At 66.5% G+C, this 21951-nt stretch carries 20 protein-coding genes; 14 read left to right on the top strand and 6 right to left on the bottom strand.

Going from position 1 to position 21951, the window contains the following annotated elements; translation table 11 throughout:
- Positions 1-118 precede the first annotated feature (118 nt).
- The 4 genes from ASE13_RS10190 (at position 119) to ASE13_RS10175 (ending at position 5306) form a co-directional block, all read left to right on the top strand.
- Positions 119-2731 (top strand): bifunctional [glutamine synthetase] adenylyltransferase/[glutamine synthetase]-adenylyl-L-tyrosine phosphorylase, encoded by a 2613-nt coding sequence (locus ASE13_RS10190; protein WP_156404813.1) that lies wholly within the window; start codon positions 119-121, stop codon positions 2729-2731.
- A gap of 13 nt (positions 2732-2744) precedes the next feature.
- A complete protein-coding gene (locus ASE13_RS10185) occupies positions 2745-3209 on the top strand; it encodes a peroxiredoxin (RefSeq protein ID WP_056614218.1) in 465 nt (154 codons plus the stop codon).
- The gene (locus ASE13_RS10180; RefSeq protein ID WP_235536910.1) at positions 3206-4003 is read left to right on the top strand and encodes a ferritin-like domain-containing protein; all 798 of its coding nucleotides are present in this window, start codon (positions 3206-3208) and stop codon (positions 4001-4003) included. The genes ASE13_RS10185 and ASE13_RS10180 overlap by 4 nt, the downstream gene beginning before the upstream one ends.
- A 121-nt stretch (positions 4004-4124) precedes the next feature.
- Entirely contained in the window at positions 4125-5306 is a 1182-nt protein-coding gene (locus ASE13_RS10175) for a M23 family metallopeptidase (RefSeq protein WP_056614214.1), read from the top strand.
- Between the two features lie 52 nt (positions 5307-5358).
- On the opposite strand, the gene ASE13_RS10170 is transcribed toward ASE13_RS10175, so the two are convergent.
- Positions 5359-6531: a carbohydrate porin gene (locus ASE13_RS10170; protein WP_056614212.1), complete on the bottom strand. Its 1173-nt coding sequence runs from the start codon at positions 6529-6531 to the stop codon at positions 5359-5361.
- A 195-nt stretch (positions 6532-6726) separates the two neighbouring features.
- On the opposite strand from ASE13_RS10170, the gene ASE13_RS10165 reads away from it, so the two are divergent.
- From ASE13_RS10165 to ASE13_RS10145, 5 genes are all read left to right on the top strand, one after another.
- A complete protein-coding gene (locus ASE13_RS10165; RefSeq protein WP_056614210.1) occupies positions 6727-8595 on the top strand; it encodes a methyl-accepting chemotaxis protein in 1869 nt (622 codons plus the stop codon).
- 102 nt (positions 8596-8697) lie between these two features.
- Positions 8698-9039 carry an iron-sulfur cluster insertion protein ErpA gene (erpA, locus tag ASE13_RS10160; protein ID WP_056614208.1) on the top strand — a complete coding sequence of 114 codons (342 nt, stop codon included), beginning with the start codon at positions 8698-8700 and terminating at the stop codon, positions 9037-9039.
- Positions 9039-9815, top strand: coding sequence for an exodeoxyribonuclease III (xth, locus tag ASE13_RS10155; protein ID WP_156404843.1), 777 nt, complete (start codon positions 9039-9041; stop codon positions 9813-9815). Before erpA ends, xth begins: the two co-directional genes overlap by 1 nt.
- A gap of 259 nt (positions 9816-10074) precedes the next feature.
- Positions 10075-10347 carry a hypothetical protein gene (locus tag ASE13_RS10150; RefSeq protein ID WP_156404812.1) on the top strand — a complete coding sequence of 91 codons (273 nt, stop codon included), beginning with the start codon at positions 10075-10077 and terminating at the stop codon, positions 10345-10347.
- 61 nt (positions 10348-10408) lie between these two features.
- The gene (locus ASE13_RS10145; protein WP_156404811.1) at positions 10409-10681 is read left to right on the top strand and encodes a hypothetical protein; all 273 of its coding nucleotides are present in this window, start codon (positions 10409-10411) and stop codon (positions 10679-10681) included.
- Between the two features lie 50 nt (positions 10682-10731).
- On the opposite strand, the gene ASE13_RS10140 is transcribed toward ASE13_RS10145, so the two are convergent.
- Positions 10732-11883 (bottom strand): hypothetical protein, encoded by a 1152-nt coding sequence (locus ASE13_RS10140; protein ID WP_056614201.1) that lies wholly within the window; start codon positions 11881-11883, stop codon positions 10732-10734.
- A 134-nt stretch (positions 11884-12017) separates the two neighbouring features.
- Here ASE13_RS10140 and ASE13_RS10135 point away from each other — a divergent pair, with 134 nt between their 5' ends.
- A complete protein-coding gene (locus tag ASE13_RS10135; RefSeq protein WP_056614198.1) occupies positions 12018-13121 on the top strand; it encodes a fatty acid desaturase family protein in 1104 nt (367 codons plus the stop codon).
- 756 nt (positions 13122-13877) lie between these two features.
- Here the strand turns inward: ASE13_RS10135 and ASE13_RS10130 are convergent.
- From ASE13_RS10130 to lptF, 3 genes are read right to left on the bottom strand one after another with little or no spacing between them, the layout of a single operon-like run.
- Positions 13878-14225 carry a hypothetical protein gene (locus ASE13_RS10130; RefSeq protein ID WP_056614194.1) on the bottom strand — a complete coding sequence of 116 codons (348 nt, stop codon included), beginning with the start codon at positions 14223-14225 and terminating at the stop codon, positions 13878-13880.
- A 4-nt stretch (positions 14226-14229) separates the two neighbouring features.
- Complete coding sequence (gene lptG / locus ASE13_RS10125) at positions 14230-15327, bottom strand: LPS export ABC transporter permease LptG (RefSeq protein ID WP_056614191.1); 1098 nt, start codon at positions 15325-15327, stop codon at positions 14230-14232.
- Positions 15324-16526, bottom strand: a complete 1203-nt coding sequence (gene lptF, locus ASE13_RS10120) for an LPS export ABC transporter permease LptF (RefSeq protein WP_200955614.1) — start codon at positions 16524-16526, stop codon at positions 15324-15326. Before lptF ends, lptG begins: the two co-directional genes overlap by 4 nt.
- A gap of 156 nt (positions 16527-16682) precedes the next feature.
- Here lptF and obgE point away from each other — a divergent pair, with 156 nt between their 5' ends.
- From obgE to ASE13_RS10100, 4 genes are read left to right on the top strand one after another with little or no spacing between them, the layout of a single operon-like run.
- Positions 16683-17732, top strand: a complete 1050-nt coding sequence (gene obgE, locus ASE13_RS10115; RefSeq protein ID WP_056614187.1) for a GTPase ObgE — start codon at positions 16683-16685, stop codon at positions 17730-17732.
- Positions 17733-17746: 14 nt separating this feature from the next.
- The gene (locus ASE13_RS10110; RefSeq protein WP_056614184.1) at positions 17747-17932 is read left to right on the top strand and encodes a hypothetical protein; all 186 of its coding nucleotides are present in this window, start codon (positions 17747-17749) and stop codon (positions 17930-17932) included.
- A 13-nt stretch (positions 17933-17945) separates the two neighbouring features.
- Positions 17946-19052 carry a glutamate 5-kinase gene (proB, locus tag ASE13_RS10105; RefSeq protein WP_056614180.1) on the top strand — a complete coding sequence of 369 codons (1107 nt, stop codon included), beginning with the start codon at positions 17946-17948 and terminating at the stop codon, positions 19050-19052.
- Positions 19049-19954: an NAD-dependent epimerase/dehydratase family protein gene (locus ASE13_RS10100; protein WP_056614177.1), complete on the top strand. Its 906-nt coding sequence runs from the start codon at positions 19049-19051 to the stop codon at positions 19952-19954. The genes proB and ASE13_RS10100 overlap by 4 nt, the downstream gene beginning before the upstream one ends.
- Before the next feature lie 349 nt (positions 19955-20303).
- On the opposite strand, the gene ASE13_RS10095 is transcribed toward ASE13_RS10100, so the two are convergent.
- Entirely contained in the window at positions 20304-21947 is a 1644-nt protein-coding gene (locus ASE13_RS10095) for an NAD(P)/FAD-dependent oxidoreductase (protein WP_056614174.1), read from the bottom strand.
- Between the last annotated feature and the right edge of the window lie 4 nt (positions 21948-21951).

Here is a 21951-nt window from a genome sequence, read left to right as displayed (position 1 = left end):
TGCTTGACTCCCGAGAATGTGTTGTTCCTGATTCGTCTCGACAAGGGGTTACCCGATGAATTCCGGGGACTTGCAACGCGCTGTTGATCTTGCGCGGGCCCATGCGCCTTTTCTTGCGATGCTTGCCGACCGCGAGTCGCAATTGCTCGAAAACCTCGGAGCGGCGCTTGAAGATCCACTCGCTGCCGCGCGTTCTTTCGAAGGCGAAATGGGAGAGGCGCGGCGATTGCGGCTGGAGCGCCGGCGGCTCGCTTTGCTCGTGGCGCTCGGCGACCTGTCCGGGCGCTTCGATCTGACGCGAGTCACGCGGCTGCTCAGCGACTTCGCCGATGATGCGCTGGATCGGGCCATCCGGGCGGCGATCCGCGAGCGCACGCCCGATGCCGCGCCGCTCGGCTTCGCGGCGATCGCGCTGGGCAAGCTCGGCAGCCGCGAGCTCAATTACTCCTCCGACATCGATCCGATCCTGATCTTCGATCCCGAAACCCTGCCGTGCAAACCGCGCGAGGCGCCCGAGGACGCGGCGGTGCGTATCGGCCGGCGCGTGATCGAATTGCTCCAGTCGCGCGACGCCGACGGCTACGTGATGCGCGTCGATCTGCGACTGCGGCCTTCGCCCGAGGCGACGCCGATCGCGCTGCCGGTCGAGGCGGCGATCTCTTATTATGAATCGCAGGCGCTGCCCTGGGAGCGCGCGGCGTTCATCCGTGCCCGTGCCTGTGCCGGCGACATCGCGCTGGGCGAGGCATTCCTCGCGGCGATCCGGCCGTTCGTGTGGCGGCGCGCAGTCGATTACGGGACGATCCGCGAGATCCGTGACATCTCGCGCCGGATCCGCGACCATTATGCCCAGGCGCAGGCGTTCGGCCCCGGCTACGATCTGAAGCGCGGCCGCGGCGGAATCCGCGAAGTCGAGTTTTTCGCCCAGATCCACCAGCTCATCCATGGCGGGCGCGATTCGGCGCTGCGCGTGCCGGCGACCCGCGACGCGCTCGCGGCGCTGGCCGCGGACGGGCGGATCGACGCCGACGATGCAGCGGCGCTGAGCGCGGCCTATACCGAGCTGCGCACCGTCGAGCACCGGCTGCAGATGATCGACGACCTGCAGACGCATACGCTGCCGGCCGGGCAGGGAGCACTCGACAATGTCGCGGCGCTGCACGGCCTGCCGAACGGCGCGGCGCTGATCGAGCGGCTGCGCCCGCATGTCGAGCGGGTGGGGGGCGTCTATGATGCCCTCGCCGGCGAGGAGGAACCGCGGCTGCCCGCCGATCCCGAGACGCTGGAGGCCAGCCTAAAGGAAGCCGGGTTCGATCATCCGGCAGGCGCGCTCCGCATCGTCGAGGGCTGGCGCGGCGGCGGTTATCCGGCGCTGCGCTCGCCCCAGGCGCGCGAGGCGCTGGAAGCGCTGCTCCCCGGACTGATCGCCGCCTTCGCGCAGGCGCCCGACAGCACGCACGCGATCACTCGCTTCGATGCGATGCTCTCGCGGCTGCCGAGCGCGATCAACTTCTTCCGGCTGCTCGAGGCGCAGCCGGGGCTTCGCCAACTCCTCAGCACGATCCTGTGCCACGCGCCGACCCTGGCCGAGCAGCTCGGGCGGCGCGCCGAATTGCTCGACGGACTGATCGACGCGAGCGCGCTCGATCCCGTTGCCGATATCCCCACGCTGATCGGGGAAATGGCGGCACGCGAGCGCGGCGCCGATTATCAATGGCAGCTGGAGCATGTCCGCCGATTGGTCGGCGAGAAGCGCTTCGCATTGGGCGCGCAGATCGTCGCGGGGGCAAGCGACCCGCTCGAAGTATCCTATGGCTATGCGCGGATCGCCGAGGCGGCGATCGAAGTCCTCGCGCGCGCCACGGTCGACGAATTCGAGCGCGCGCATGGCCGGGTGCCGGACAGCGAACTGGTGATCCTCGCGCTGGGCCGGATGGGCGGGCAGGCGCTCACCCACGCCTCGGATCTCGATTTGATCTATCTGTTCACCGGCGATTATGCGGCCGAATCCCACGGCGCCAAACCGCTTGGCGCGGTGGTCTATTACAACCGCCTCGCGCAGCGCGTGACCGCCGCATTGTCGGTCGCGACCGCCGCCGGACCGCTCTACGAAGTCGATACGCGGCTGCGGCCCTCGGGTGCGCAGGGGCCGCTGTCGGTCTCGCTTGACGGGTTCGCGCGCTACCAGCGCGAGGACGCCTGGACCTGGGAGCATATGGCGCTGACTCGGGCGCGGCCGGTATTCGGCTCGACGGCGGCGCGTGGCGCGGTGCAGGCGATCGTCGACGACGTGCTGAACGGCGCGCGGCCCGAGCGCGATATCCTCGCCGACGCGATCCGGATGCGCGCGGAGATGGCGACGCATAAGCCGCCTGCGGGGCCGCTCGACGCCAAGCTGCTCTCCGGCGGGTTGGTCGATCTCGAATTCGCGGTCCACGTGCTCCAGCTGCGCCACAAGACCGCCTTCACGCCGCGGCTCCGCGAGGCGATCCGGCTGCTCGCGGCGAAGGGGCTGATGCCCGACACGATGGTCGAGGCGCATGCATTGCTGTCGCGGCTGCTGGTCACGCTGCGTCTTGTCGCGCCCGACGCGCAGCCTCCGGCGGAGACCACGCAGGCACTGATCGCCCGCGCGGTCGGGCTGGAATCATGGGACGCTGTGGTTGCCTCGCTCGAAGCGACCCGGCAGGAGGTGGCGGCGTGCTGGGCGGCGATCCGCGCCGGCGGCTGACGGAGACGAAGAGATGATCGAGCAGGGCGACAGGCTGCCGGCAGTCGAGCTGGAGGGGGCCGAAGGGGCTTTCGTACTGTCCGACCGGAAAGGGCCGTTGCTGCTCTATTTCTACCCCAAGGACGATACCGCAGGCTGCACGCGCGAGGCGCAGGATTTCTCGGCGTTGCTGCCAGAATTCAAGGCATTGGGCGTGGACCTTCTCGGTGTTTCGAAGGACAGCACGGCGAAGCACAGGAAGTTCGCCGCGAAATACGATCTCACCGTGCCGCTCGCGACCGATGCCGATGGGGTGGCGATGGAAGCGCTCGGCGTGTGGGTCGAGAAGCAGCTCTACGGCCGCAAATATATGGGGATCGACCGCTCGACTTTCCTGTTCGCGGCGGACGGCACTTTGTTCCGCGCGTGGCGCAAGGTGCGCGTGCCCGGCCATGCCGAGCAAGTGCTTGCGGTGGCGCGGGAAATGCTCGGCACGTGACGCGCAGCGTTGCCGAGGCGGCGCGCGCGGTGCTGACCGCCGCCGAGCCGCTCGCCAAGGTGAAGGCGGCACGAGCGGCGGCGCGCGACTGGCGGCTGGGCCGGCTCGACCACCGGTTCGACGTGGCGATGCCCGATCGGCCGGCGCGCCCCGAGCGCCCGGAGCTGCTGCCGCCCAACCGGATGGCCAGGCGCGGCAAGGGCGGCTCCGAACGCGGGCGGATCGCGCTGATCCACGCGCTGGCGCATATCGAATTCGCCGCGATCGATCTCGCCTTCGATGCGGTGGGACGTTTCGGCGGGCAGTTCCCGCGCGGCTTCACCGACGACTGGATGCACGTCGGTGCGGACGAGGCGATGCACTTCGCGCTGCTCGATCGGCGGTTGAAACAGCTCGGCAGCCACTACGGCGCAATGCCGGCGCATGACGGTTTGTGGGATGCCGCGGCCACCACGGCGCACGATCCGCTGGCACGGCTGGCGGTGGTTCCGATGGTGCTGGAGGCGCGCGGACTCGACGTCACGCCGGCCACGATCGCGCGGTTCGAAGCGGTCGGCGATATCGCTACCACGCGCATTCTGACGCGCATTCTGAACGACGAAATCCGTCATGTCCGGGCCGGCACGATCTGGTTCGAATCGGCATGCGAGCAGCACGGTTTCGTTCCCGAAACGACCTGGCAAATGTTTGTCCGCACGTATTTTCGCGGTCTCCTGAAGCCTCCTTTCAACGACTCGGCGCGCGACTCAGCCGGTCTGACGCGTGGTTACTACGGGCCTATTGCAGTCCCCTGATTTCTCAGGGCAAACCCCGACACGTCCAGACGCGGAGGGGGCTCTGCCGGGACAATGGAATTTTTTGTAGGCCGATCACCGGGTCGCATCGGTGCGCGCTTGCCTGAATCGCTGGGGACTCATGGCCGACGTTTCGAACTGTAAGAATGCGAACCTGGGCAAGCGGTTCCGCAATTTTTTCACCACCCGTGATTTTATTTTCCATGACGGCCGCGATCTGCGCCGTTTCAGCATCGCCGGCCGCACCCAGGCGCTGTTCGCCGGCGTCGCGGCGGTCACCGTGCTGTTCTCGGGTTATGGCGTGTCGCAGGCGATGGCCGGTGCGATCGCCGTCAGCGGCGTGAGCGCGGCTCCGGGTTCGCCCGAGGCGCAGGTCGCCAAGATGCGCGCGCAGGTCGCGAAGATGCAGGCCGAAGTTGCCGCCGCCAAGGAAGCCGCCAAACTCCAGGCGGCGCGCGTCGAGCAGCGTCAGGCGCTGATCTCGGCAGTGCTCTCGGGCAAGACCGATCCCGCCGCGCTCGATGCCGCGCTGGCCGAAGCCGCGCCGCTGACCAGCGCTGTCGCCGCCGAGATGCTCGCGCCGCTGCGCGATGTCGAGCAGCGCCAGGTCGCACTTGCCGGCAAGGCCCGCGTTGCCGGCGAGGCGCGCTATCAGCAGACTGCCAGCCAATTCCGCCGCCTCGGCCTCGCGCCCGAGCGCTTCGTAAAGGGCGGCATGGGCGGCCCCTACGAGCCGATGGACGACAATGACGGCGCCGCCGGTTCGGATTCGGCCGAGAGCGCCGATGCCCAGTTCCGCGCGCTCTTCCTGACCTGGAAGAAGCTCGACGCGCTCGAGCAGACGGTGATCTCGATCCCCTCGATGCAGCCGGTCGACAAATTGCTGTTCACGTCGAGCTTCGGCGTGCGTTCGGATCCGTTCCGCGGCACGGTGGCGATGCATGCCGGCGTCGATATCCCCGGCACGATCGGCACACCGATCTACGCGACCGCCGACGGCATCATCAGCCATGCTGGCCGTCAGGGCGGTTACGGCAATTTGGTCCAGATCAATCACGGCCGCGGCATCGAAACGCGCTACGGCCACCTTTCGAAGATCCTCGTCGCCGACAACGCCCGCGTCCGTCGCGGCCAGATGATCGGCCTGATGGGCTCGACCGGCCGTTCCACCGGCAGCCATCTCCACTACGAAGTCCGCGTCGACGGAAAGGCAGTCAATCCGATCCCGTTCCTCCAGACCGGCGAATATCTGACCGCGGTCCAGAATCGTGCGCAGGGCGGCATCGGCGGCCCCGCGAAGTAAGAGGCAGGAGAGGAGAGGGGCTGCCCATCGAGGTGGCCCCCACCACTTAGGCCTAGTCCTCCCTGGCGAACTCGGCGGTCAGCCGCAGCCCGAGAACCACCGTACCCCGGCCCTTCGGCTCGCCATGCGCGCGGCGGATATATTGCAGATCGGGCTGGAGCGTCAGGAACGACGCGATCTTGTCGGCATAAGTCAGTTCGATGCCCCATTCGCCGGTACTGCTTCGATAGCCTTCATCCCGCAGCACGTCGCGATAGCCGCGTGACAGAAATCCCTGCTGCACGCCGAACGAGAGCTGGCCGTCGGGGCGGCCGACGAGGGGCGCTTCGATCAGCACGCCGGCCTGGAAGCCGCCACGGAACGGTGTGGTGCGCCCCTCCGAGATGCCGGCGCGTGCGAACAGATTGACGGCATGGCCGCCGCTGCCGGCGATCTTGCGGTCCGCGAGCAGATAGATGCCGGTCGCGACGCGCTTCACCGGCTCGCCCGCCGGCGTGATCGCTCGAATATCGTCCTGGCGCCGCGTGTAGCGCCACGCGCCCACGGCCAGCTTTCCAATCGCGGTCGTTCCTGCCTCGGCGATCAACAGCGCGCCGTCGCGCAGGGTGAAGTCGACGCCGTCGGGATCGCCGAGCACGCCTGATTTGGCATCGACCACGGCGGCGCGAGCATAGCCGGTGTCGCCGAACTGGAGCGCCAGCCGGGCGGTGAGCGCGGTCGAGGGGAAGATCGAGGGGCCGTTGGGGCCGGTCGCGGCGAGCTCCGATCCGATGCCGAAAGCGGGAGCGATCAGCAGGCCGGCGGAATCATTCTGATAGAAATCGGCGTTGAGGTCGCTCAAGCCGATGCGCAGGCTCGCGCTTTCACTCAGCGCCTGCTCGAGCCAGGCTTCGTAGAGCTTCGCGCGATGCGCGCTTACTTCGATATTGTTGATGCCCTGCAGCGTGCCGGCCGCATCGTTGGGCGCGCCGCCGGCGGTGGCGAGCAGATGCACGCCGCCGGTCAGTCCGCGTACCCCGATCAGTTGGTCGAAATCCGCATCGACGGTCAATTCGGCGTCGTGCAGGACGAAGGCACGATCGGCTCCGCTGCCTTCGGCGACATAGACGGTATCGGCCACATAACGCCCACCGAATGCCAATGCCGGCGCTTCGGCATCCTGGGCATGCGCGGGCGGGATCAGCGCAAGGGCGGCGGTGGCGCCGAATAACAGCGAACGGTGCATGAGGAACTCCCGGCAGATCTGATCGTGCCGGGGGCCCTCATCCCGGCAACATTCTCCATTGTAGGAAGAAAGAGAGCTGCAGGGCCGCGCAGATTTGAATTTGAGGCCAAGTCACCTGCGCGAACTTGCATCCTATAATGGAACATGCCCGGCGCGGATCGAACGCAGCCGCCTGCATCGAAGAGGAACGTAGGAATGAGTGCAGCTTCCATCACCGCAGTCGGGGCGGGCATGTCGCTCCAGCGGGCCGCCAAAGCCGTGAGTGGCGTCCTGCTGGGTCTGATGCTGCTGTGCGGCGGCACCGGGATAGCGGCTTCGTGGCAGCAGAGCCTTGCGCTCGAACGGCAGGCCGCGGCGTCGAGCCTGCTGCACAACCATACGCTGGCGGACATGATGCACGACGCCATCCGCAGCGATGTCCTCGCCGCGCTGCAGGCGCAGGACCCCGCGAGCACCCTGAAGCGCGAGGATATCGAGAAGGATTTCGCGGAGCATCTCGCGACGCTCGAAAAGAACATCGCCGCCGACGGCGAATACACCGGATCCGCCGAAGTCGCGGCCGTGACGTCGAAGCTGGTCGCGCCGATGCAGGCTTATGCCGCAACCGCGCGCGGGATGCTGGCGGACACTGCCCGCGATCCGGAAGCGGCGCGGCGCGCCTTGCCCAATTTCTTCGACCAGTTCCGCGCACTCGAGGATTCGATGGGCGCGGCGTCCGAGGCGATCGAGAAGCACGCGCAGGAGACCAGTGCGTCGGGCAAGCTTGTCGGCATCATCGCGATCGTGGTTCTGTTGATCACGCTGGCGCTCGGGATGGGCGTCGCTTTCGCGGTTGCGACTGCGGTGCGCCGTCGCGTCGTGGAGCCGATCGTTTCGCAGGCAGGGACGATGCGCAAGCTCGGCGCCGGCGATCTGACCGCCGAAGTGATCGGAACCGAGCGCGCCGACGAACTCGGTGACATGGCCCGGGCGATGGTTGCCTTTCGTGACCAGCTCCAGGCCGCCGAGCAGGCCAAGGAAGCGCAGGCGCAGTTGATCGTCGACAGCCTCGGATCGGGGCTGACCGCGCTAGCCCATGGCGATCTCACCGCGCAGGTCACCGCCGATCTCCAGCCGCCGTTCGCGCAGCTCAAGAGCAATTTCAACGGGGCGGTCAGCGAGCTGCGCAGCCTGATCGGCACGGTGATGGAAAGCGCCGCGACGATCCGCACGGGCTCGGGCGAGATCGCCCAGGCATCCGAGGATCTCGCGCGTCGCACCGAAGCCAACGCCGCGAGCCTCGAAGAGACTTCGGCGGCGGTGACCCAGATGGACGGCCGCCTCAAGGCCACCGCAGCTTCTGCCGGCCGCACGGTCGAGCGCGCCGATGGCGCGATCGCGACGGTCTCGGGTGGGCGTTCGATCGCCGACGAGGCAGTGCAGGCGATGACGCGCGTGGCCGACAGTGCCAAGGGCATCGACTCGGTCATCGAAGGCCTCGACAAGATCGCCTTCCAGACGCGGGTTCTCGCGATGAACGCCGCGGTCGAAGCTGGCCGTGCAGGTGAAGCAGGCCGTGGCTTCGCCGTCGTCGCCGATCTCGTCTCGGCGCTCGCGATGCGCGCCGAAGAGGAAGCCGGCCGTGCCCGCGATCAGCTGACCGCCACCCAGACCGACATCGTCGCGGCGGTGGAGATGGTCCAGAAGGTCGATAGCGCGCTCGCCGACATCTCGGGCGACGTGAGCGAAGTCCACACGCTGCTCGGCGAAATGGCCAGCGACAACCAGGCCCAGTCGACTGCGATCAGCGAGATATCGATCGCGATCGGGACGATGGACCAGTCGACCCAGCAGAACGCCGCGATGGTCGAGCAAACCTCGGCGGCAGCGCGCAACTTGTCAGGCGAAGTCGCCGCACTCAGCGAGCAGGCCTCGAAGTTCAATGTCGGCAATGGCGCGCGACCCTTCGCGGCCCGCGCAAGCGCGCCCGCCAGGACCTCGGGCCATGCCTCGCCGGCCAAGGCATTCCCGGTTGCCGCGATGGCGAATGGCGGCGCCGGTTCAGGCGATTGGGCTTCGTTCTGATCCATTCGAATACGGGATGTCACGGCCGCGCCGCGACACTCTTGTCGGTTTCGGCCGAACCGCGTCATTGCCTCGCTGCCGCAGCGCCACTATCTCGGCAGCATGGCAACGATCACCCAGCCTGACATCGCGCTCACTCCCGCCGCCGCGGCACGCGTGGCGGCGATCGCGGCGAAGCAGTCCAAGCCCGCCATCCTGCGGCTCTCGGTCGAGGGCGGGGGGTGCTCGGGCTTCCAGTACAAATTCGGCTTTGCCGATGCGGCCGAAGCCGACGACACCGTCGCCGAGCTCGATGGTGTCCAGCTGGTGGTCGACTCGGTGAGTCTCGACCTCGTCCGCGGAGCGCAGGTCGATTTCGTCGATTCGCTGGGCGGTGCGCATTTCAACGTGATCAATCCCAATGCCGCATCGGGCTGCGGCTGCGGCACCAGCTTCTCGGTCTGATCTTGCCAAAAATCGTCACGTACAACGTCAACGGGATCAAGGCGCGCATGGAGCGCCTGCTCGAATATCTCGACGAGCAGAAGCCGGATATCGTGTGCCTCCAGGAGTTGAAGGGCGCCGACGAGACACTGCCGGTCAAGGATATCGAGGCGGCGGGCTATGGCGCGGTGTGGCACGGGCAGAAGGGCTTCAACGGCGTCGCGGTGCTCGCGCGCGGCGCACAGCCGGTCGAGCGCCAGCGCGGGCTCGAGGGCGATCCCGACGACGCGCACAGCCGCTATATCGAAGTCGAAGTGGGCGATCTGGTGGTTGCATCGATCTACCTGCCCAACGGCAATCCGCAGCCCGGCCCTAAATTCGACTATAAGCTCAAGTGGATGGAGCGGCTTGCCGATCGCGCTCGTGCGCTGCTCGCCGAGGAGCGGCCGGTGGTTCTGGCGGGTGATTACAATGTCATTCCCAATGACGACGACACCTTCTCGGTGCGGGCGATGGCGAGCGATGCGCTGATGCAGCCTGAATCGCGGCAGCGTTATCGCAACCTGCTCACGCAGGGCTGGACCGATGCGCTGCGCACGCGCTTCCCGAGCGGCGGCATCTGGACCTTCTGGGACTATCAGGCCGGTTGCTGGCAGCGCGACGCGGGTTTCCGCATCGATCATCTGCTGCTCAGCCCGCAAGCCGCCGATCGGCTGGCGGGCGCGGGCGTCGACAAGGAGTATCGCGGCCGCGAACGCGCCAGCGATCACGCCCCGACCTGGGTGACCCTGCGCTAGGCCGCAGCGCCTTCCGTTACGGAATCGGACACTGACGGTCGATATCGGACAGAGCCGACTGTCCCTTTCCGAACACCTTCGCGCATGATCCGCCAATTCTTGGCGTGTATTGCTGTGTTATAGCGGTGACTTGGAAGTGTAATACAGCTAAGCCTTTGAAATCCCATATCCGGACAAACTGGCACGGCCGATGCAACGCATAGGAGGCAGGCGGCACGAGGGAGCGCCTGGTGTCTGAAAGTAACTGGGAGTCAGGGATATGTTTAGCACTCGCACCACCGGCCGCGTTTCGAGCGTCGCCGCCGCAATGATTGCCGCCGCGGTCCTCGTCGCAGGCGCGACCGCGCCGGCTTATGCCTCGGATCCGAGCACCGAGACGGCCAAGGCTTCCGCCAAGGCCGGTGAAGGCAGGCGCTATTGCGTCAAACCGCAGGTCTCGACCGGAACGGTGTTCACGCAAAAGACCTGCATGACCCGCGCGCAGTGGATCGCGAAGACCGGCGTGGATCCGGCCGCCCCGCAAAAGAAATAAGCGACCGTCACGACCGGCAGCCGCGGTGGCGCCTGCCGGCCCATATCCGAGGAGAGACACCATGAAGAACCATATCATTTCCGCCGCGGCCGCAATGTTCGCAGCTACCTTGCTGGCCGGCGGCGCCGTTTCGCCCGCGATGGCCAAGTCCGATCCGACGACCGAACCCAAGCTGCAATCCGACCAGCCGCAGCAGGAAAGCGCGAAGGGATCGAAACAGAAGCTCTACTGCGTGGTCGACACCCTGACCGGAAGCCATCTCCGGACGAAGGATTGCCGTACGCGGGAGCAATGGCTCGCGACCGGCTTCGATCCGCTCGAAGCCGGCAAGTAGCGGCCAGAGGAACCCGCGGCGCAGTTGCGTACCCGCCGCGGGTTTTCCCCTCAGAGCGGCTTTTGGTAGATTACATATTCGCGGTTGATCCGGCTCTCGATCGTATCGGCGATCGCGATCATCCCCTGATTGTCGTCGAGGATCCAGCCGATCTCGCCGCGCTCCGCGCCGTAATTGGGCACGGCCGCGCGGCGGATATATTCGATCATCATGAAGGCCAGCTGGCTCGCCATGCGCGAGCTTTGCAGCCTCTTGACCACGCCCATCAGCGGCACGCGCATCGTGCGGGCCTTGGGCTTGCGCAGCCAGAGGAGCAGCTTCGCCCAGCCGAACGGCAGTAGCTTGCCCTTCAACGGCTTGAGCGGCTCGTTGAGATCGGGGAGGGTGACCATGAACGCGACCGGCTCGCCTTCGAGCTCGGCGATCATGATCAAATCCTCGAACACCAGCGGTTTGAGCTTCTTGCCGACATCGTCGATCTCGGGCTGGGTCAGCGGGACGAACCCCCAATTATCCGACCATGCATCGTTGAGGATCGCGAGGATGATCGCGGCTTCCTCATCGAAGCGCTTCTTGTTGACCTTGCGGATGCGGATCTTCGCATTTTTCTCGCCCGCGGCGATGATGCGCTGGACGAGTGGGGGAAAGCCCTGAGTGATGTCGAGTTCATAGGTCAGCAGCTTCTTGGCGGGCGCATAGCCCAGCGCCTCGATCCAGCCCTGATAGCGCGCCGGGTGGTGCCCCATCAGCACCGTCGGAGAATGATCGTGGCCCTTTACCAGCAGCCCCGGCTCTTCCCAGATCGACAGGCTGACCGGCCCCAGCGCGCGCGTCATCCCCTTGTCCTTCAGCCACGCCTCGGCCTGGCCAATCACCGCGGCGGCAGTCCCGGCATCTTCGGCCTCGAACAGGCCCCAAAAGCCGGTGCCGGGGCCGAAGCCCTGTTCGGGCGGCATCTCGAGCGCGAGCCGATCGATATGCGCCGAGATGCGGCCGACGACCTTGCCGTCGCGCTCGGCGAGGAAGAGCTGCGCTTCGGCGTGGCTGAACCAGCCATTCTTCTTCGGATCGATCGTCGCCTTCACTTCGTCGCGCAGCGGCGCGACCCAATGGGGATCGTCGCCGTTCAGGCGGTAAGCGAGTTCGACGAAAGCGTTGATATCCGCCTTGGTGACGACGGGGCGAATGGCAGGTGCGGGCATGAACGCGAGCCTTTGACAGAGGTGCGCCGAAGTCCCGCCTGAGGGCCATGCTTGTCAAGCGGAACCTGTCCGAGCCCGCTATGCCCCTGTTGCTGCCCATATTGAGCCACTATCTACGGGCAATGGAAATACCCATGAACAGCTCTATCGCACTGGATTTGCGCGAAGTCGCGGCGCCCGACGCCCCGGTTGCGCGCACCGCGGCGGGGCGCATCGCCGACGACAAGGCGATGCTGCGCGCCGCTGCCGAGATCGCACGCGACCTGCATAAGGCGCGGCCGGCCGTCTATTGGGCCGACACGATCGCCTCGGTCGTCGTCGGTTACGGCGCGCTGGCGCTGGCCATCACGCTGACCTCGCCCGGCCTTGCATTGCTTGCCGCCTTCGTGGCGGTGCTCGCTTTGTACCGCGCGGGCAGCTTCATCCACGAGATCACCCATATGAAGCACAGCACGGTGCCGGGTTATCGGCTGGGCTGGAACCTGCTCGTCGGCGTGCCGCTGATGGTGCCGTCCTTCATGTACGAGGGCGTCCACAATCTCCACCACGCCCGTACCCGTTACGGCACGGTCGAGGATCCCGAATATCTGCCGCTTGCGCTGATGAAACCGTGGTCGCTGCCTTTGTTCGTGCTGATCGCCGCGCTGGCGCCGATCGGGCTGCTGATCCGCTACGCGCTGCTCGCGCCGCTCTCGTTGGTCATTCCGGCGCTGCGCAAGCCGGTGGTCGAACGCTATTCGGGGCTGGTGATCAACCCGTCCTTCCGCCGCCGCCCGGCCGAGGGTGCCGCCCGCACTCAATGGCTGTTGCAGGAAGCTGCGACCAGCGTCTGGGCAATCGCGCTGATCGGCCTCACCGCCGCGGGCGTGATCCCGCTGCGCGCCTTCCTGATCTTCCTCGGCGTGATCGGCACGATCACGGTGATCAACCAGGTCCGCACGCTCGTCGCGCATCTCTGGGAGAATGAAGGCGAGGCGATGACCGTCACGGCGCAGTATCTCGACAGCGTCAACGTGCCGCCCCCGGCTTTGCTTCCTGCGCTCTGGGCGCCGGTCGGCCTGCGCTACCACGCGCTGCACCATCTGCTGCCAAGCGTTCCGTACCACAATCTCGGTGCGGCGCATCGACGCCTGACCGTGATGGTCGAGCAGGATTCGCCCTATCACAAGGCCAGCTATGCCGGTCTGCCGGGACTGGTCGGCCAGCTGGCGCGCAGCACGATGGGCGCGCGCCGCTAGACTCTGTTCCTAGTCAAATGGCTCATGCTTGACTCGTTTGCGGTTTTCGCGGGCGACTGACAGGTGGTAAGTCGTTATTTTTAGGGCAATAAATAATCCAGGCGGTTGACACGACGTGCTCCTTTGCGACGGGTACGCGCCACCGACGCGACGCCTTCGCGCGCGTTGACTGCATCCTGGAGGGGGATCGATCCGACGATATCAAAGAGCCGGTTGCGAGATCGCCCACCCTCAGGTGGAGAGATCGACAACCATCGACAAAATACAGTCATCCCGGCCTTGAGCCGGGATCCCGCTTCTTCTGCTCGGCAGCGGGACCCCGGCTCGAGGCCGGGATGACGAGAGGGTGAGGCAAGCAGGCGCAATCCTACGTTGCAAGGGAACAATGACAGATTGGCAGCAAATGACTTCAGCCAGCGCAGTGCAGCGATAGCCTCAGAACTGACGGCGCTTTGGCTGGCCTGACTCCGGTTCGGAGAAGAGCATCCGGCTCACCGCGTCGAGAGCCGCAAGCCAACGAGCAAGCGTCTGCCTGATCGCGCTTGGCGAGAGTGCCCGGAGGCGGTTGTAGACGCGTTTGCGCACGGTTCAGATCTCCGCCACCGATCAACCATCATGACGTCGTGCACCTCGCACGGCCGCAGTGGATGGGTGTGCGTCTAACCTGTGGTTCCCACCCGCGATTGGACAAATACGACATCTGCACGATCTTGCATTTGTAACCCTATGCCTCTCGGCTATGCCTACCTGCCGAGGCTAATCGTCGTCAGCCGCAGCGAGGCGATCGAGCCATGCCTGCGCCTGTTTGGGTTCGCCAACGGCCTGTGGGCTCGGCTTGCCGCGCGAAGCGAGGAATTCCTGCTGGAGTTCGAACGGGTTGAGGCCAAGCTGCGCTCTTGCCTTGTCGATCGCGTCACCGAGCTCCCCCAGCTTGTCGATGACCGGCGCGACGGCCTCGCGTGTCCGCCGATCCTCCTGATGGTCGAACAGGCCCCATTTCCCCAAGGCCGTGACCCGCAGCGCATCGATCAGTTCGGCGGTATATTCCGTTTCCAGTTCCAGGCGATGCGCGTCCAGGCGGTCGAGGCGGTCCGCTTTGGCCACGGCTTTATTCCTCGGTCCGCAGCAACACCGCTTCGCCGATCATCAGGAACAGCAGGAACGGCGCCCAGGCGGCGAGGAAGGGCGGGTAGGCGCCGAGATTGCCCATCGCCAGCGCGAAATTGTCCGCGACGAAATAGAGGAAGCCGAGCGCCATGCCGATAACGGCGCGGACGAACAATTTGCCCGATCGCGCGATGCCAAAAGCCGCGACCGCGCCGAGCAGCGGCATCAGCACCGAAGAGAGCGGCCCCGACAATTTGTGCCAGAGCGATCCTTCGAGCGCCTTGGTCGGGCGGCCGGCGAGCTCGAGATCATGGATCACTTCGCGCAGTGCGGGGAAAGAGAGGCCGTCGGCATTGATGTGGCTGAGCGTGAACTGGTCGGGCCGTACGCCGCCTGCGACGCGGAGTGGCGCCAGCGGCGTCAGCGTCCCCGCACCTACGTCGAAGCGCTGCGCGCCATCGACCTTCCAGCCGGCGCCGTCGCGCGTACCGTGCTTTGCGGTCAGGATCGAACGCAGCGATTGGCCGGTACGCTCATATATGGTGACGCCATAGAGCTGGGCGGCGTCGCCCTTGCCGCGAATCTGATCGACGACGATGAGATTGTCGCCATCCTTCACCCAGACGTTCGACCGGTCTCCGCGATCGATGGGCAGGGGGCCGTATTCGACTTTCTTCCATTGCTCGAGCGTCGAAGTCGCGCGGCTGACGACGCGTTCGTTGAAGGCGAAGGAAAGCGCGGCGACGCCGAGGGCCGTGAGGATCAGCGGCGCCAGCACCTGATGCGCCGAAAGCCCCGACGCCTTCATCGCAATGACTTCGCTGTTCTGGTTGAGCTGCGACAGCGCGAGGATCGTGCCGAGCAGCACCGAAAAGGGCAGGAAGCGCGCGATGATCTCCGGCGTGCGGAGCCCGACATAACGCCAGACCTCGGCATCGCCATTGCCGGGGACAGCGAGAATGCGGCCGGATTCGCTGAGCAGATCGAGCGCCTGGAGCACGAGCACCAAAGCCGCCAGGATGGCGAAGGTGCGCACGAGGAACATCTTGCCCATGTAGAACGACATCGTTCGCGACGGGAAGAAATTGACCCAGTTCATGCCGGGACCTCCGTGGTCTTGCGGCGGCGGCCGGGCAGGCGTTTGCGGATCGCGCGCCACAGCTGGGCGAAAGCTTTTTCGAGGCCGCCGATCGGTTGGCCGCCCGGCACATAGGCCACGGTGCGGTACATCCAGATCACCAGTCCCGCGAAAATCGCGAACGGCACCCACAAGGCGATGATCGGATCGATCCTGCCGAGGCTGCCGAACGACTGCCCGTATTCGTTCACCTTATGATAGGTGACGATCATCACGATCGACAGGAACACGCCGAGCGCCGAGGTCGAGCGCTTGGGCGGGATGCCGAGCGCAGCGGCGAGCATCGGCAGCAGGAACATCGACACCACTTCAGCGAGGCGGAAGTGGAAGGCGGCGCGGCTGGTGGCGCGCTGCGCCTGGGTGGCGCCCGCGCTCTTGCCGATCACTGCCAACTCGGGGAGGGTGAGCTCGAGATTCTTGTCGCCGCGTCTGCGGAACTGCTCGTATTTGGGCAGCGGGATCGGCAAATTGTGCGTGTCGAAGGTCAGCACGCGCGGCACCGGCGAGCCCTGGGCGGTGTGGACCAAGGTCCCCTTGGTCAGCCGGAAGATGATCGTGTCGGGGTCGTCCGAGCGGAGGAACTGGCCGTGCTCGGCGGTAACCGCCAGCGGACCATCCTTCGTGCTCATGCGGACGAAGATGCCCGAGAGATCGCGGCCCTGATTCTCGCTGCCCTCGATCCGCAGCGTCATCCGGCTGCCGAAGCTGGTGAACTCGCCGACCTTGATCGAGGCGCCGAGCGCGCCCGAGCGCAGTTCGAAGCGGAGCTGCTCGTAATTGTAGCGCGCCCAGGGCTGGACGAAGCCGACGATCGTCAGGTTCAGCAGCGCCAGCGCGATCGCGTACATATAGGGTACGCGCAGCAGCCGCGTGTAGCTGATCCCTACGGCACGCAGCACGTCGAGCTCGGACGAAGTAGCGAGGCGGCGAAAGGCGAGCAGGCAGCCGAGCATCAGTCCGATCGGAATGCCGAGGCCCAGATATTCGGGAAGCAGGTTGGCGAGCATCCGCCACACCACGCTGACCGGCCCGCCTTCCGTGGCGACGAAATCGAACAGCCGCAGCATGCGATCGAGCACGAGCAGCATCGCCGAGATCAACAGCGTCGAAATCAGCGGAACCGCGATCAGCCGCGCCATGTAGCGATCGATCGAATTCATGCGGTGCGGCGGTCGCCTTGTCCTGTCTTGCCGGCGCGACGCGCGCCGCTCAATAAAGCAAGAGCCTATACCCTCGGTTCCGCTATGCGCCACCCCGAAACGACCGACTGCCCGTCATGGGGTGACGGATGGGCGGCAACGTCTATATGACGGCCCATGCATTTTCTGGATCAGGCGAAGATTTTCGTGCGCTCGGGCGCCGGCGGCCCCGGCGCGGTTAGCTTCCGGCGCGAGAAGTTCATCGAATATGGCGGCCCCGACGGCGGCAATGGCGGCAAGGGCGGCGACATCATCTTCGAGGCGGTGGCCGGCCTCAACACGCTGATCGACTTCCGCTACACCCAGCATTTCCGGGCGCCGCGCGGGCAGGGCGGCTCCGGCTCGAACCGCACCGGCGCGGGGGGCGACGATCTGGTGATCAAGGTGCCGATCGGCACCCAGATCCTCGCGGACGACGACGAGCGGACCCTGCTCGCCGATCTCACGAAGGAAGGCGAGCGGATCGTCTTCCTGCGCGGCGGCGACGGCGGGCGCGGCAATGCCAGCTACAAGACCTCGACCAACCGCGCGCCGCGCCAGCACGGCACCGGCTGGCCGTATGAAGAGGCGTGGGTGTGGCTGCGCCTCAAGCTGCTCGCCGATGCGGGCCTTGTCGGGCTGCCCAATGCCGGCAAGTCGACCTTCATCAATCAGGTGACCAATGCACAGGCCAAGGTCGGCGCTTATGCCTTCACCACTACCCGGCCCCAGCTCGGCGTGGTGCGGCACAAGCAGCGCGAGTTCGTGGTGGCCGATATTCCGGGCCTGATCGAAGGCGCGGCGGAAGGCGCGGGGATCGGCGATCGCTTCCTCGGCCATATCGAGCGCTGCCGGGTGCTGCTCCACCTCGTCGACGCCAATGACGAGGACGTCGCCGAGAGTTACCGCATCGTCCGCGACGAGCTGGAGAATTACGGTGCCGGACTGACCGACAAGCAGGTGATCGTCGCGCTCAACAAGATCGACACGCTCGACGACGAACTGGTCGCCGCGCTTTCGGCGGAGCTGGAAGAGGCAAGCGGAGCGGAAGTGATCCCGCTCTCGGGCGCCGCCGGCACCGGAGTCGATTGGGTGCTCGACAAATTGCTCGAGGCGATCGGGCCCGAGGCGAGCAAGGTCAGCGACGACGACGAGGGCGAGGACGCGATCGAGTGGTCGCCGGTTTGAGGGGGTGACGATTGATGGCGTTGACCTGGGGCGCCGTGCTCGTCGGCTTTTTCGTCGTTTTCGTATTTCCGGTCCTGATAATTCTGCTCAATCGCCGGCGGGCCAATGCGGGCTGGTGGTTGCTCGGTGGAACGAGCGCATTTTTGGTTGTCGGCAACTTGCTTGAAAAGTTCTGGTTCGCTCCCTCTTCGCTAGGCTAGCAGCACTTCGGTCATGTCCCTCTTTCCCCCCTCCTCCTGCCCACGCCTGATCGTCAAGATCGGCTCGGCGTTGCTCGTCGATCCGGCGGGCGGGGTGCGGCGCGGCTGGCTGGAGGGCATTGCCGTCGATATCGCCGAGCGCGTCCGGGCCGGACAGCAGATCGCGGTGGTCTCGTCGGGCGCGATCGCGCTGGGTGCGCGGCGGCTCGGGCTGGCCAAGGGCGGGCGCGCCAGCCTCGAGGACGCGCAGGCGGCGGCCGCTACGGGGCAGATCGCGCTGAGCCAAGTCTGGGCGGAGACGCTGGGCGCCAACGGCCTCACCGCTGCGCAGATGCTGGTGACGCTCGACGATCTCGAGGATCGCCGCCGCTATCTCAATGCCGCGGCGACGCTGGATCGGTTGCTGGGGCTCGGCGTGGTTCCGGTGCTCAACGAGAATGACAGTGTCGCGACCGAGGAAATCCGCTTCGGCGACAATGATCGGCTCGCCGCGCGGGTGGCGCAGGCGGCGGGGGCGCAGGGCGTGGTTTTGCTCTCGGACGTCGATGGGCTTTACGATCGCAATCCCGCGCTTCCCGGCGCCGAACATATCGAGCGGGTCGAGCGGATCGACGGCGCGATCGAGGCGATGGCGGACAAGGGATCGGCGTCGGGCATGGGTTCGGGGGGGATGGTTTCGAAGATCGCCGCCGCGCGGATCGCCAATGCCGCGGGGGCACATCTCGCCATCGCTTCGGGCCGGGTCGAGCATCCGCTGTCGGCCGAGGCGCGGCACACCTTGTTCGTTGCCGAGAAGGCCGCGCCGGCGCGGAAGGCGTGGCTGGCGGGCGGGCTGACCGCGCGCGGCACGATCCATGTCGATGCCGGCGCGGCGAAAGCGCTTGCGGGGGGCAAGAGCCTGCTCGCCGCCGGCGCCACGCGGATCGAAGGCGATTTTGTCCGCGGCGATCTGGTGGTGGTCGCCGGGCCGGAGGGGCGCCCGCTCGCGCGCGGGCTCGCCGAATATCCGAGCGACGATGCCGCCCGCATCGCCGGCCGCCGCAACGACGAGCAGGCCGAGATCCTCGGCTATGCCCCGCGATCGGCGCTGGTCCACCGCAGCCATATGGCGCTGCTGTGAGCACGCTTGCGATCACCGGCGGCACCGGTTTCGTCGGATCGCGGCTGATCGCGCTGGCGGTGGAGGCGGGGCATACGGTGCGCGCGCTCACCCGGCGGGAGCAGGCGGAGCGGGCGCATCTCGAATGGGTCCCCGGCGATCTGCACGCCACCGACGCCCTCGATCGGCTCTGTGAGGGGGCGGACGCAGTGATCCACGTCGCCGGCGTGGTCAACGCGCCCAATCGCGCCGGTTTCGCTGCCGGCAACATCAATGGCACCCGCAACATGCTCGCCGCCGCCGAGGGCGCGGGCGTGCGGCGTTTCGTCCATGTCTCGTCGCTCGCCGCGCGCGAGCCCCGCATGTCCGATTATGGCTGGTCCAAGGCCGAGGCCGAGCGGCTGGTCGAGGATTCGCTGCTCGACACCGCGATGGTGCGTCCGCCGGCGATCTACGGACCGGGCGACATGGAGATGCTCGAGCTGTTCAAGCTCGCGAAAAGGGGGATCGCCCTGCTGCCGCCGGGTGGGCGCCTGTCGGTGATCGAGGTCGGGGATCTCGGCCGGCTGCTGCTTGCTTTGGCCAGCGGCAACAATGCGGGGCGGTCGTTCGATTGCGACGACGGCCGCGAAAATGGCTGGAGCCACAAGGAATTCGGGCTGGCGATCGGCAGTGCGATCGGCAAGCGCGTCGCCACGATCGCGCTGCCGCGCCCGCTGATGATGGCCGGCGCGCATCTCGATCGACTGGTCCGCGGTAAGAGCGCCAAGCTCACCCCCGATCGCGTCGCCTATTTCTGCCACGAGGATTGGGTGATCGACTCCGCCCGCCGCCCGCCTGTGGATTTATGGAAGCCGCAGGTGGAGACCAATGCGGGGCTGGCGGCGACCGCGGCCTGGTATCGCGATCAGGGGCTGCTCTGAACGCGCCGTTCGGACGAATGGCAGTTAGCGCCCAATTGCAGACACCCCCCTCATCCTTCCCACTCGCTTTGCGAGCGGGCCCCTTCCTTCTCCCACAAGGGGAGAAGGAGTTTTGTCCGCTGACCACCCATTTGCAGACATGCTTGCAATGTAGGATTTCGTCTGACAGCCTCATTCAGCTCTTTGATATCGTAACGGCCCCTTCATCCTGCTCGTGCGAAAGCAGGAGTATAATGCTGCTCGGCCCATGCCATCCTGGATTGTCTGCGCAGGAACACGGCCGGCTAGAACCATGCAGGCAGTGTGACCCTAGTGTGACCTTTCGCGGCTAACCACCAATTCCGGCCGTTCAGGCTACCCCGCCCATCATGCTCCGCGCCACGGCCTCGGCGGCCTTGATCCCGTCGATCGCCGCGGAGAGGATGCCGCCGGCATAGCCCGCACCTTCGCCTGCTGGGAACAGCCGTTCGACATTGAGGCTCTGGAAGTCCGCCCCGCGCGTGATCCGTAGCGGCGACGAGGTCCGCGTCTCCACGCCGGTCATCACCGCGTCGGGATGGTCGTAATTGGCAATCTGGCGTCCGAACACCGGGAGCGCCTCGCGGAACGCCTCGATCACGAAGCCGGGCAAACACGCCGAAAGATCGGTCATCTTCACCCCCGGCTTGTACGAGGGGACGACTTCGCCGAGTTCGGTCGAGGCGCGCCCGGCGAGCAGGTCGCCGACCTTTTGCCCCGGCGCGTGATAATTGGAGCCGCCCGCGATGAATGCGAGGTCCTCCCAGTGGCGCTGGAGTTCGATCCCCGCCAGCGGTCCGCCCGGATAGTCGCGCGCGGGATCGATCGCCACGACCAGCCCCGAATTGGCGTTGAACTCGGCGCGCGAATATTGGCTCATTCCGTTGGTGACGACGCGGCCTTCCTCCGAGGTCGCCGCCACCACGCGCCCACCAGGGCACATGCAGAAGCTGTAGACTGTTCGGCCGTTCTCGCAGTGATGCGTGAGGCTGTACGCCGCTGCACCGAGGTCCGGGTGCCCTGCGCACTTGCCGAAGCGCGCGCGATCGATCCAGCTCTGCGGATGCTCGATCCGCACGCCGATCGAAAAGGGCTTGGCCTCCAGATGCACGCCGCGCCGGTGGAGCATCTCGAAGGTGGGGCGGGCGCTGTGGCCCACTGCGAGCACGACGTGATCGGCTTCGAGGAAGCTGCCCCTATCCTCAGCAAGGTCATGCAGGTGCAGCCCGCGCAATTTCTGGCGCCCGTCGGGCAGGCGCTCCAATTCGAGATCGTCGACCCGCGTCTCCCAGCGATATTCGCCGCCGAGTTCCTCGATCGTGGCCCGCATGCTCTCGACCATGGTGACGAGGCGGAAGGTGCCGATATGCGGATGCGCTTCCCAGAGGATGTCGTCGGGCGCGCCGGCTTTCACGAACTCCTCCAGCACCTTGCGGCCGAGGAAGCGCGGATCCTTGACCCGGCAATAGAGCTTGCCGTCGGAGAAGGTGCCCGCGCCGCCCTCGCCGAACTGGACGTTCGAATCCGGATTGAGCTCGCCCCGGCGCCACAGGCCCCAGGTATCCTTCGTCCGCTGGCGCACCACCTTGCCCCGATCGAGGATGATCGGCCGGAAGCCCATCTGGGCGAGGATCAGCCCCGCGAACAGCCCGCACGGCCCCGCGCCGATCACCACGGGCCGGAGGCCATTCCAGTCCTTCGGCGCCCGCGCCACGAACTTGTAGGCCATGTCGGGCGTCGGCTTGAGGTCCTTGTCGCCGGCGAAGCGCGCCAGCACCCCGGCTTCGTCCGCGAGCACGACATCCACCGTGTAGACCAAATGGATGGCATTGCGCCGCCGCGCGTCGTTGCCCCGGCGATAGACCGAATAGCCCTTCAGCTCGGCGGGTCCGATGGCGAGGCGTTTGGCGATGGCCTCGGGCATCGCCTCGGGCGGGTGGTCGAGCGGGAGGTAGAGTCCGGACAGGCGAAGCATGCCA

Origin of the sequence: Sphingomonas sp. Root241 (assembly GCF_001428865.1) — a bacterium.
Classification (GTDB): Bacteria; Pseudomonadota; Alphaproteobacteria; order Sphingomonadales; family Sphingomonadaceae; genus Sphingomonas.
This window is presented reverse-complemented; position numbering and strand designations above follow the sequence as displayed.

Coding starts and splice junctions, on each gene's coding strand:
- lptF (WP_200955614.1), bottom strand. CDS start 16,526: ATGAATTCGATCGATCGCTACATGGCGCGGCTGATCGCGGTTCCGCTG.
- obgE (WP_056614187.1), top strand. CDS start 16,683: ATGCATTTTCTGGATCAGGCGAAGATTTTCGTGCGCTCGGGCGCCGGC.
- ASE13_RS10145 (WP_156404811.1), top strand. CDS start 10,409: ATGAAGAACCATATCATTTCCGCCGCGGCCGCAATGTTCGCAGCTACC.
- ASE13_RS10110 (WP_056614184.1), top strand. CDS start 17,747: ATGGCGTTGACCTGGGGCGCCGTGCTCGTCGGCTTTTTCGTCGTTTTC.
- ASE13_RS10170 (WP_056614212.1), bottom strand. CDS start 6,531: ATGCACCGTTCGCTGTTATTCGGCGCCACCGCCGCCCTTGCGCTGATC.
- ASE13_RS10190 (WP_156404813.1), top strand. CDS start 119: ATGCTTGCCGACCGCGAGTCGCAATTGCTCGAAAACCTCGGAGCGGCG.
- proB (WP_056614180.1), top strand. CDS start 17,946: ATGTCCCTCTTTCCCCCCTCCTCCTGCCCACGCCTGATCGTCAAGATC.
- ASE13_RS10175 (WP_056614214.1), top strand. CDS start 4,125: ATGGCCGACGTTTCGAACTGTAAGAATGCGAACCTGGGCAAGCGGTTC.
- ASE13_RS10165 (WP_056614210.1), top strand. CDS start 6,727: ATGAGTGCAGCTTCCATCACCGCAGTCGGGGCGGGCATGTCGCTCCAG.
- erpA (WP_056614208.1), top strand. CDS start 8,698: ATGGCAACGATCACCCAGCCTGACATCGCGCTCACTCCCGCCGCCGCG.
- ASE13_RS10135 (WP_056614198.1), top strand. CDS start 12,018: ATGAACAGCTCTATCGCACTGGATTTGCGCGAAGTCGCGGCGCCCGAC.
- ASE13_RS10095 (WP_056614174.1), bottom strand. CDS start 21,947: ATGCTTCGCCTGTCCGGACTCTACCTCCCGCTCGACCACCCGCCCGAG.
- lptG (WP_056614191.1), bottom strand. CDS start 15,327: ATGAACTGGGTCAATTTCTTCCCGTCGCGAACGATGTCGTTCTACATG.
- ASE13_RS10140 (WP_056614201.1), bottom strand. CDS start 11,883: ATGCCCGCACCTGCCATTCGCCCCGTCGTCACCAAGGCGGATATCAAC.
- ASE13_RS10150 (WP_156404812.1), top strand. CDS start 10,075: ATGTTTAGCACTCGCACCACCGGCCGCGTTTCGAGCGTCGCCGCCGCA.
- ASE13_RS10185 (WP_056614218.1), top strand. CDS start 2,745: ATGATCGAGCAGGGCGACAGGCTGCCGGCAGTCGAGCTGGAGGGGGCC.